The sequence below is a fragment of the Noviherbaspirillum denitrificans genome (assembly GCF_002211445.1).
GTDB lineage: Bacteria > Pseudomonadota > Gammaproteobacteria > Burkholderiales > Burkholderiaceae_D > Noviherbaspirillum > Noviherbaspirillum denitrificans.
On the sequence record NZ_LSTO01000001.1, the window covers coordinates 1,886,722 to 1,897,870 of the forward strand.

Genomic DNA, 11,149 nt, shown 5'->3' on the forward strand with positions numbered 1-11,149 from the left:
GCGCCAAGGGCGTGAAGGCGGCGTGCGAGCGGTTCAACGACCGGTCCGGTCCGTTCGCGCTCGGCCAGTTCTTCATCTTCGCGCTCGACATGGAGGGCAATACCCTGGCCACGGCGATGTTCCCCGAAAGGCTCGGCCAGAACGTGATCGAGGCGCGCGATGCGAACGGCAAGCCCTTTATCCGGGAGATGATCGAACTGGCGAGAAGCCGGGGCCGCGGCTGGTGCGATTACCTGTTCTCCAATCCCGTCACGCACCGCGACGAGCTGAAATCAACCTATCTCGAGGCGGCCGGCGGGATCATCGTCAGCTGCGGCATCTACAAGAACAAGCCCGCGCTTGCACTGCCGCCACGCTGACGCTGCGCAAGAATTTTCATCACCAGGACCTTCTACACCATGCAATCCCCTGTGCGCCCTCGACCAATACGCAAGCTGCTGGTTGCCAACCGCTCCGAGATCGCCATCCGCGTCATGCGCGCCGCATCCGAGCTCCGCATCCGCACGGTAGGCATCTATGCGGCAGAGGATCGCTTTGCGCTGCATCGCTTCAAGGCCGACGAGAGCTACCTCGTCGGCGAAGGCAAGAAGCCGATTGCCGCCTACCTCGACATCGACGATATCATCCGCATTGCGAAGGAAGCGCATGCGGATGCCATCCATCCGGGTTACGGCTTCCTGTCGGAGAATCCGGACTTTGCCGAAGCCTGCGCGAAGAATGGCATCACCTTCATCGGTCCGAAGCCGGAGGTGATGCGCACCCTCGGCAACAAGGTGGCGGCGCGCAAGGCCGCCGTCGCGGCCCGTGTTCCCGTCATGCCCGCCACCGGGGCGCTGCCGCGTGACATGGAAGAGGTGCGGCGGATTGCCGCCGAGGTCGGCTATCCGCTCATGCTCAAGGCCAGCTGGGGCGGAGGCGGGCGCGGCATGCGCGTGATCGAAACGGAAGACGACCTCACGGAACAACTGCCGGTGGCACGGCGCGAGGCGGCCGCGGCTTTCGGCAACGACGAGATGTACCTCGAAAAACTGGTGCGCCGCGCGCGCCACGTCGAGGTTCAGGTGCTCGGCGACCTGCACGGCAACCTGGTCCACCTGTTCGAGCGCGATTGCTCGGTGCAGCGGCGCAACCAGAAGGTGGTGGAACGCGCGCCCGCGCCGTATCTCGACAATGCCGGGCGCGATGCCCTGTGCGGCGCGGCCCTGCGGCTGGCAACCGCCGTCGGCTACACCCATGCCGGCACGGTGGAATTCCTGATGGATGCGGACACCGGGCAGTTCTACTTTATCGAGGTTAACCCGCGTATCCAGGTCGAGCATACGGTGACCGAGGAAGTGACGGGCATCGATATCGTCAAGGCGCAGATACGCATCAGCGAGGGGGCCGCCATCGGCGGCAGCGGCGGCGCGGGCGTTCCTTCCCAGGACGGGATCCGTCTCAACGGACATGCGCTGCAGTGCCGCGTGACGACCGAGGATCCGGAGAACCAGTTCACGCCGGATTACGGCCGCGTGACCGCCTACCGCAGCGCTTCCGGATTCGGTATCCGGCTCGACGCGGGCACGGCCTACTCGGGCGCGGTGATCACGCCGTATTACGACTCGCTGCTGGTCAAGGTGACCGCATGGGCGCCGACCAGCGACGATGCGATTGCGCGCATGGATCGCGCGCTGCGCGAGTTCCGCATCCGCGGTGTGTCGACCAACCTGCCTTTCCTCGAGAACGTGATCAAGCACCCGCTGTTCGTCTCGGGCGAATGCACGACGCGCTTCATCGACAGCACGCCGGAGCTGTTCCATTTTTCACGGCGGCGCGACCGTGCAACGCGTCTCATGCGCTTCATCGGCGAAGTCGTGGTGAACGGCAATCCCGAGATGAAAGGCCGCAGGCTGCCCGAGGTGCTGCCTGCGCCGCCGATCGTTCCGCGCGTCGACAAAGCGGCGCCAGTGCCGCCCGGTACGCGCGACAGGCTGAAGGAACTCGGCGCGGAGCGTTTTGCGCAATGGATGAAGGAGCAGCCGCGCGTGCTGCTGACCGACACGACGATGCGCGACGCGCACCAGTCATTGTTCGCCACCCGCATGCGCACCGCCGACATGCTGGCCATTGCCCCGTACTATGCGCGCCACCTGCCGGAGCTGTTCTCGCTGGAATGCTGGGGCGGGGCGACTTTCGACGTGGCGATGCGCTTTCTGAAGGAAGATCCGTGGGACCGCCTGGCGAAGCTGCGCGCGCAGGTGCCCAATATCCTGTTCCAGATGCTGCTGCGGTCGTCGAATGCGGTGGGCTATACCAACTACGCCGACAACGTGGTCCGCTACTTCGTCGCACAGGCAGCGCCGGGCGGGATCGACCTGTTCCGGGTGTTCGACTCGCTCAACTGGGTGGACAACATGCGCGTCGCGATCGACGCCGTGCGCGAATCCGGCGCGCTGTGCGAGGCGGCCATCTGCTATACCGGCGACCTGTTCGACCCCGAGCGCTCAAAGTACAACCTGCAGTACTACGTGCGCATGGCCAGGGAGCTGGAACGAGCCGGGGCAAACATCATCGGCATCAAGGACATGGCCGGCGTATGCAAGCCGAATGCCGCGCGGGCGCTGGTCAAGGCACTGAAGGAAGAAGTGTCGCTGCCCATCCATTTCCATACCCACGATACCAGCGGCATCGCCGCGGCGAGTGTACTGGCGGCGATCGAAGCCGGCTGCGACGCGGTGGACGGCGCGATGGACGCAATGAGCGGCCTGACATCACAACCGAACCTCGGCGCCATTTCCGCCGCCCTGGCAGGATCCGGGCGCGATCCCGGCGTCGACCGCAAGGCGATGTTCGCGGTATCGCAATACTGGGAAGGCGTGCGCCGCGCGTACGCGCCGTTCGAGGCGGACATGCGTTCGGGAACGGCCGACGTGTACCGCCACGAAATGCCGGGCGGCCAGTACACCAACCTGCGCGAACAGGCGCGCGCGATGGGACTGGAACACCGCTGGAGCGAGGTCGCGCAGGCTTACGCCGACGTGAACCGGTTGTTCGGTGACATCGTGAAGGTCACGCCGACCTCGAAGGTGGTCGGCGACATGGCGCTGTTCATGGTGGCCAACGACCTGGCGCCGGAAGAGGTGGCCGATCCGGATAAGGAAGTCGCCTTTCCGGAATCCGTCGTCTCGCTGTTCAAGGGAGAGCTGGGCTTTCCGGCCGACGGCTTCCCGAAGGAACTCGAAAGGAAGGTCCTCAAGGGCGGTCAGCCGCTGCCGGGCCGCCCCGGCGCCTTCATCCCGGCCGTTGACCTGGACGTTGCGCGGGCCGACGCCGAGCGGACCATCGGCAGGGCGGTCAGCGACCAGGAACTGGCGTCCTGGCTGATGTATCCGAAAGTGTTCCGGGAATTTGCCGAACACACGCGCCTCTACGGCGACGTCAGCGTGCTTCCGACGCCGGTATTCTTCCACGGCCTTGCCGACAACCAGGAAGTCGCGGTCGATATCGACAAGGGCAAGACGCTGCTCATCCGCCTGCAGGCCCGCGCTGAGGCGGAAGGGCAGGCCAAGCTGTTCTTCGAGCTGAACGGGCAGCCGCGCCTGGTCCGCATCGACCGCGCCGGCCAGGCGAAGGCGCAGCAGGGCCGGCGCGCCGAGGATGGCAACGGCAGCCATGTCGGTGCGCCGATGCCGGGAATGATCGTTACCGTCGCCGCAAAGGTGGGCCAGAAGGTGGCGAAAGGCGACCCGCTGCTGTCGCTGGAGGCAATGAAGATGGAAACCGTCATCCGCGCCGAGCGCGAAGCAGTAGTGCGCGAGGTGTTCGTGAAACCGGGTGCGGTTGTCGCGTCAAAGGATCTGCTTATCACATTCCATGACTAGTCCAGACCATCCAGAACCGGCCGAAGCGGCAACCCGCTTGCGGGCCGTCGGGGCCCGCAAGGGCATGCGCTTCGGCTTTCCGGTCGTGGTCTGTTTCGGGTTGCCGGTGACCCTGCTGCACATGCTGCTGGGCGCGCTCAGCCGTGTCCCGGCGCGCTGGCTGGTGTGCTGCACCGATCCGGAAGCATTGAACGATGTTGCGCTGCATTGCCCGTCCTGGATGGACGTGCGGACGTGCCTGGTGCCGGCTTTTGACGCAGCGGGCGCAGGGATGGCGATTTCGGTGGCCCGCGAATCCGTGAAGGCCGACCGCTCCTGTATCTGGGTGGGCGGGCCCAGGACGTTTACGCCCGGCGTCCCGGACATCTATTGCAGCGGACCGGCCGTTCCGCCGCCGGTCGATTCGGAACCGGCTTTCCGATCCGAGACGGCGTGGATCGCTTCAATTTCGGACGCGGTAGCGGACTGGCATGCGCACCATAGCCATCGACCGTGCGAACGGAGGAAGCTTGAGGCGGGGGATTCTGCCAACGATGTTGGCGGATCGCAATCAACTGAGGCACTGCAACTTGGTCCCCATAAAGATGAGGACAATAGAGAAGGAGGACTCTCGCCATAGTCTTCTCCCCGATAGGCAAAGTGGACGGACACGCAAGACGCATCCGGGTCAAAACACTGCGTATCAGGTTGCAATCTTATCGGAAGCCTCCATACCGGATTCATCAGTCCCCTTGGCGGTCAAGCGCAACATTATTGCCGTAAGCCTTTGCGAGCAGTCATTTGAGGGCGGCAGCCTCTTCCGCGGAAATGTTGGCCAGCGCCTCGCGAGCGGAATGATCCGGTGGGCGATGATGACGGCCCGGCCGTCGTCCGGCGCCACCATAGTCGCTGCGCACGCTCATCTGCCAAACGATGATCGGCGGCTTGCCGCCCGCAAAGTACACCCAACGGACAACGGTCCGGCGCCAAAAATCGGACGATGCGGTAAGTCGCAGGACGTTTCGGTGCCGTCTTCCTCTCCCCCCGGTCGTATTCTTTTTTCCGACGACAACAAGTCAGCGCGGCCGCCCGACCGAGGTCCAGCCGCAAGTAGACAGCCTCAGCCCACGAGGCCGATGGTGCTCGACGCTGCGCGCCGCGCAGTTTCACTTCTCCGTGGCGGCGACGCCATGGAGCGCCAACCAACAAAATGAGAGTCGGAGATATCAAGATGAAAGTAAAGGTTTTCCCGCTGTGTGCGCTTGCGATCGCCATGTCGTGTGCCGCCCACGCGCAAAGCACCGTCACCATCTACGGCGTCAGCGACGTCTTCCTTGGCAGCATCAAGAATACCGGAGGCACCGGCCCGCAAGGATCTGCCCTGGCCGTGAACTCGGGCGGCCTGACCACTTCCTTCATCGGCTTTCGCGGCGATGAGGACCTCGGCAGCGGCTTGAAGGCGGTGTTTTCGCTCGAATCCTACATGCGCGTCGATACCGGCGCCATCGGCCGCAATGACGCAGATCCGCTGTGGGGGCGCGCGGCCAACGTCGGTCTCGACACGCCGTACGGCCAGGTCACCCTGGGCCGCCATGTGACACCCTATTCGCTGGCCGCGACGCTGACCACGCCGCTGAAGGGAACCACGACCATCAGCCCGATCTTTGCGCACACCTATCGCGGCAATGTGCAAGGCGATACGCGATTCAACAACTCGGTGCGATTTACTTCCAAGGACATCGGCGGTTTCCGCGCCGACGTCGTCTACTCGCTCGGACGCGAACAGCCACGGGGGCCGGAATACAAGCGCGACCGCGCTTTCGACGGATCGTTGCGCTATGAAGCAGGACCGGTGTCACTGATCACCGCCATGCGCACCATCGACCTGAACAACAACGATGACGGCCACGAACAGAAATCCTACATGGTCGGCGGCATCTATGACTTCAAGGCGGTGAAGCTGAACGCGCAATACCACTACACCGACGAAACCTTCAACCTGAGCTCGCGCGACATCCAGCGCAAGACGTTCGAGGTTGGCGCCGCCATCCCGGCCGGCGGCGGAGAGTTCCTGCTGTCCTGGGCGACCAGCGACATCGACCATCAGCGCGGGGCGGCCCTCTCGGACAAGCGCGACAGCTATGTCGTCGCCTATGACTACAACCTGTCCAAGCGCACGGACGTGTATGCGGCTTTCTATTCAGACAAGCAGAAGAACCCGATGATCAAGCAGACGATCGGCGCGGTCGGTTTGCGCCACAAGTTCTGACCTGTCCGGGCGGGATCATCCCCGCCCGAAAAAAAATCGGATGATTTGGTAAGTAAAAGGAGCATCCGAGGTTCACGAAGCCGGCCGCTTTCCTTACAGTTGAACCAGAACGATTAAAGGAGACAGCATGCAAGACATCGCCCAAATGGCGTCCTGGGCCCGGATTGCCCTCGCCGCTGCCGCATTGGCCGGCGCCTCCGTCGGCCAGGCAGACACCCTGCCTGGCCCGCTCCCCGCGGCCAATATCTCGCTCGAGCAGGCCGAGCGCGTGGTGGCTGCCACTATCGATTACGCCAGGCAGAACAAGACGGCATTGACGGTCGTGGTCGTGGATGCCGCCGGCCATGTCGTCACAGGTGCCCGCATGAACGGGGTGCCATTCGGAACCTTCGACGTGGCGCGCGGCAAGGCGATCGCCAGTGTGGCCACCGGCGGCGTTTCGGGGCGGGCACTGATGGAACGCTACAAGGCAAACCCGATCGTATTCGGCCAGATCAGCTCACTGTCCTATGGCGGCCCGATGTTTCCGTCGCAGGGATCGCTGCCGATATTTCACAACGGCGTGCTGATCGGCGCCGTCGGTGCAAGCGGGGCGTCGTCCCAGTTGGACGAAGATGCCGGCCGGGCCGGAATTGCGGCGATCGGCGCCAAAGAGTCTCGCTGATCGACGGCTGCGACCGCGATTCAAAAAAATCAAGCAAGAGAGAGGAGAACCATGAGCAATGAACCTATCGGCGTTCAGGATATGCAGCCGCTTCTCGACAAGGCTGCAGACCGGATTGCGGATCATACCCGGCTGTCACGCCGTGCCGTGCTGGCCATCGGTGCCGGCATCGGACTGGTGCCTCTGGCGGCCCGCGCAGCCGGTGGCAGCGCGCGCGGCGGCACGCCGGTGTTTCCCGCCAATCCGAAGGCGCGCGTGCATGTAGTGGAGTGCAGCCACAACACCGTGCGGGTCGGCATCCTCGACCCGAAATCCGAACCCGCCGCCGTGATCGACTCCGGCGACATTGTCCACTATCCCAATACCTGGCTGAACTGGGCCAACGAGCCGAAGTACGGCATGAGCTTCGACGAGCGCGAACCGATCCGCCGCCGCTATCCGAACGGTCCTTATTCGAATATCGGTCCGGTGTTCATTCGCGGCGCCGAACCCGGTGACGTCATCGAGTGCCGCATCTTGCGCGCGCGTCCCATCGAATGGGGCTGGAATTCTTCGCCCGCCAACGTCGGCGCCATTCCGGAGGATTTCGACAAGCCCTACCTGCGTTACTTCAAGTTCGACAAGGACCGCAAGACCACCGAGTTCGCGCCCGGCGTGCGCTTCGAGATCCATGCCGGCCAGGGGCTGTTCGCGACCCAGCCGCCCGGCGACGCGCCGGTCAGCGGCATTCTCAACGGCCCATATGGCGGAAAGCTGGGCCTGAATGAACTGGTCGAGGGCACCTCGCTCTTCCTACCGGTGTTTCAGCCCGGCGGCCGTGTCTGGACCGGCAATTCGCATGCGGTGCAAGGCGACGGCATGGTCAACCAGACCGCGCTGGAAACGGCGATGGAAGACTTGCGCATCCAGTATGTGCTGCACAAGAACCTCAAGCTGGCGCTGCCGATGGCGGAGACGCCCACGCACTGGATCGGCCTTGGCTTCGGTGCCACGCTCGACGATGCGCTCGTGCAATGCCTGCGCAACCTGATCGACTGGGGAAGCCAGGCCTTGTCGATGGAGCGCAGCGATGTGTACGCGCTCTTCAGCCTGGCCGGCAGTTTCCGTGCAACGAAATTCGCCCGCCAGCGGCAATCGGTTTATACCAACAAGCCGTTGCAGACGATGCACGGCATGCTGCCCAAGGACGTGTTCTCGCCCGAACGCCAGGCGCGTCTCTCGCAGTCATTACGAACCGGTAACGCCTGACGCGTCGCCACCCCTGCAAACATTTCAAAAGGAATCATCATGTTTCAATATTTCCCCGGTAATTACATGTGGTCGCTCGCTGTCATGCGTGCCATGGCCAGCGGCGGCATGCTCGGCGAGATCGACTGGGCCTGCAAGGAACTGAAGGACGCCGCCAAGGTCGGCCCGGCAGGCGACAACGAACAGTGGCACCGCGCGTGGAAGAAGCTGTCCGACCAGGTGTACGGTATCGCCGAAGAGGCTGCCGCCAAGGGCAATACGATCACTGCCCGCGACCACTACATGCGCGCCGCGTTGTACTACCAGTGGGCAGAAGCCTTCCTGCCTCCCGACGATGACCGCTGCCGTCTGACCTACGCCTTGCACCTGGAAGCCTTCCGCACGGGCGCCGGCCTGTTCAGGCCGAAGGTGGAAGTCGTCGATATCCCGTTTGCCGGCAAGACGCTGTACAGCTACTTCGTGCCGGCCACGACCGGCAGCGGTCCGCGGCCGACGGTGGTGCTGTCCGACGGACTGGACGGGACCAAGGAAGAAATGTTCTACGTCGCGCTGGCACTGGCGAACCGCGGCATCAACTGCCTCGCCATCGACCACCCGGGGCAGGGCGCCACGCTGCGACTTTCCGGACTCAAGGCACGCCATGATTCGGAAATCGCCGCCGGCGTGGCGGTGGACTACCTGCAGACGCGCGCCGACGTCGATCCCGATCGCATCGGCATGATGGCCGCCAGCATGGGCGGCTACTATGCACCGCGTGCCGTCGCTTATGAAAAGCGCTTCAAGGCCTGCGCTGCCTGGGCGGCGATCTACGATTATCGCGACGTGTGGGTGCGCCGCTTCAAGGCGGAGCCGGGCAAGCCCGTGTCGCTCGACACCCGCGCGGCGCTCGGAACGACCGGCGACCACATCCTGCATATCCTGGGCGTCAAGACCTATGACGACGTGCTGAAGTACCTGGAAACCTTCAACCTGCGCGAAGCCGCGCCCAACATCACCTGCGACATCCTGCTGGTGCACGGCGAGGACGACAAGCAGACGCCGCTGGAAGATGCGCAGGCGCTGTACGAGGCGATCGGCACGAAGAACAAGGAACTGCGCGTTTTCACGCACGAGGAAGGCGGCGCCGCCCACGTCCAGCTCGACCGTCCCGAGCCGGCGCTGAGCATGATTTGTGACTGGTTCGTCGAGCGTCTATCATGAAAACGCTGAGCCCAATCCAAGCGTCGGCCGCGGGCAGCGGCGATAGCGGGATTGCCCGGCCGGCCTTGTCGGCCGTTCCCGCCACCACCCGGAACGCCACCATGACTGAACCAGCACAAATCCATATCAGCAAGCTCGGCAAGGAGTTCATCGGCACCAACGGCAAGGTCACCGCGCTCAGGGATGTCAGCCTGAGCGTGCGGCGCGGCGAGTTCTGCTGCCTGGTCGGTCCCTCCGGCTGCGGCAAGACCACGCTGCTGCGTATTGTTGCCGGGCTGGAAACGCATACTTCCGGCGAACTGCACCTGGCCCACTTCGACCGCAGCAAGCCGCTGCATTCGATGGTGTTCCAGGAGCAATCCGTGTTCCCGTGGATGACCGTGGAGCGCAACGTCGAGTACGGACTGAAAATGCGCGGCGTGCCGGCCGCCGAGCGCCGTGACGTCGTGCTGCATTATCTCGACAAGGTCGGCCTGTCCGCCTTCCGCAACGCCTATCCGCACCAGTTGTCCGGCGGCATGAAGCAGCGCGTGTCGATCGCGCGCGCTTTCGCCAACGATCCGGAAATCCTGCTGATGGACGAGCCTTTCGCGGCGCTGGACGAGCAGAACAAGGCGATCCTGCAGGAGGAGCTGCTGCGGATCTGGGAAGAGTCGAAGAAGACGGTCCTCTTCATCACCCACTCGATCGACGAGGCGCTCGTGCTGAGCGACCGGGCGCTGGTGATGACGGCGCGTCCCGGCACGCTCAAGGCGGACATCCCGGTCACGCTGGCGCGTCCGCGCGGCGCGTACGACGTGCGCTCCAGCGAAGGCTATGGCGAGCTGAGCACGCGCCTGTGGCGCGAGCTGCGGGAAGAGGTCCTTAACAGCCGTTCTCAAGCGGGGGCAGCGTGAATACCATCAATACGACAATCAAGGACGAGTCATTCTCCAATGTCCACATCGAAGTCCGGCCGTCGATGGCGGTCCGGGTACGGCGGATCTCGCAACGGAACATGGAGCGCATCATCGCGCTGCTGACGCCGTTGGCCATGCTGCTGGTGTGGGAAATCCTGGTGCGGTCGGGCATGCTGGATGCGCGCTTTTTCCCGGCGCCTTCATCGATCGTCGGCACGTTCTATCACATGACCTTCGCGGCACAATGGGATAGTTCGCTCACCTACCACGTGCTGGTCAGCCTGTCGCGCGCGCTGGTCGGATTCCTGATCGGTGCGATTCCCGCTATCATCCTCGGCGCCATCATGGGCCTGGTGCCGCTGGTCCGGGCCGCCATCCAGCCTGTGGTCGGCGCGATCTTTCCGATTCCGAAGGTGGCGATCCTGCCGCTGCTGATGCTGATCTTCGGCATCGGCGAGGAGTCGAAATGGGCCATCATCGCCGTCGGCGTGTTCTTCCAGGTGCTCATCGCAACGGCTGCCGGCGTGGCCAACATCGATCGCATCTACCTCGATGTCGGCACCAACTTCCGCGCCGGCCGCCTGGCGCAATACACCACGATCGCACTGCCCGGCGCACTGCCGATGATCTTCGCCGGCCTGCGGCTGGGCTGGGGCGCTGCGCTGCTGTTGCTGGTGACCGCCGAGATGGTGTCGAGCCAGTCGGGCATCGGCTTCGTCATCTGGCGCGCCTGGCAACTGCTGACCGTGGAAGACATGTACGTGGGCTTGGTGGTGATCGCGTTCATCGGCGTGGCGTCGTTCTGGATGATCGACAGCCTGGAGCGCAAGCTGCTGCCCTGGAAGAAGGGTTGACGGCAGCGGCGTGCGCGCCAGCCGGCGCAGGCACGCCGCGCATCGAAATACAAGGAGACAATCATGACACAGCAATTTTCGAGGGAACGCCGCCTTGTGCTGGGCGCAACGGCGGCCATGATCGCCGCGCCTGCCGTCGGCTGGGCGCAAACATCCAAACGCAAGCCCCTGTCCCC

The 11,149-nt window shown here is 64.1% G+C and carries 10 protein-coding genes; all 10 read left to right on the forward strand.

The features are described 5' to 3' along the window. Positions 1-359, forward strand: a 359-nt coding sequence (locus AYR66_RS09330; RefSeq protein WP_206047115.1) for a cache domain-containing protein, incomplete at its 5' end; no start/stop codon positions are given. A 39-nt stretch (positions 360-398) separates the two neighbouring features. After that, on the forward strand, positions 399-3,860 hold the full coding sequence (locus AYR66_RS09335) for a pyruvate carboxylase (protein ID WP_088707270.1): 3,462 nt from the start codon (positions 399-401) through the stop codon (positions 3,858-3,860). Then, a complete protein-coding gene (locus AYR66_RS09340) occupies positions 3,853-4,479 on the forward strand; it encodes a hypothetical protein (protein ID WP_141104048.1) in 627 nt (208 codons plus the stop codon). Before AYR66_RS09335 ends, AYR66_RS09340 begins: the two co-directional genes overlap by 8 nt. 591 nt (positions 4,480-5,070) lie before the next feature. After that, positions 5,071-6,108 carry a porin gene (locus tag AYR66_RS09350; protein WP_170942099.1) on the forward strand — a complete coding sequence of 346 codons (1,038 nt, stop codon included), beginning with the start codon at positions 5,071-5,073 and terminating at the stop codon, positions 6,106-6,108. A gap of 127 nt (positions 6,109-6,235) precedes the next feature. After that, on the forward strand, positions 6,236-6,772 hold the full coding sequence (locus tag AYR66_RS09355) for a GlcG/HbpS family heme-binding protein (protein ID WP_088707274.1): 537 nt from the start codon (positions 6,236-6,238) through the stop codon (positions 6,770-6,772). A 51-nt stretch (positions 6,773-6,823) separates the two neighbouring features. Beyond that, positions 6,824-8,020 carry an acetamidase/formamidase family protein gene (locus AYR66_RS09360; protein ID WP_234814862.1) on the forward strand — a complete coding sequence of 399 codons (1,197 nt, stop codon included), beginning with the start codon at positions 6,824-6,826 and terminating at the stop codon, positions 8,018-8,020. Between the two features lie 39 nt (positions 8,021-8,059). Further along, positions 8,060-9,220 (forward strand): alpha/beta hydrolase family protein, encoded by a 1,161-nt coding sequence (locus tag AYR66_RS09365; RefSeq protein ID WP_088707275.1) that lies wholly within the window; start codon positions 8,060-8,062, stop codon positions 9,218-9,220. A 101-nt stretch (positions 9,221-9,321) separates the two neighbouring features. Further along, the gene (locus AYR66_RS09370; RefSeq protein WP_088709712.1) at positions 9,322-10,116 is read left to right on the forward strand and encodes an ABC transporter ATP-binding protein; all 795 of its coding nucleotides are present in this window, start codon (positions 9,322-9,324) and stop codon (positions 10,114-10,116) included. Next, a complete protein-coding gene (locus AYR66_RS09375) occupies positions 10,113-10,973 on the forward strand; it encodes an ABC transporter permease (RefSeq protein WP_234814863.1) in 861 nt (286 codons plus the stop codon). Before AYR66_RS09370 ends, AYR66_RS09375 begins: the two co-directional genes overlap by 4 nt. Before the next feature lie 117 nt (positions 10,974-11,090). Continuing rightward, positions 11,091-11,149 (forward strand): hypothetical protein (locus AYR66_RS30560; protein ID WP_420093127.1); only part of this gene is annotated, 59 nt, incomplete at its 3' end.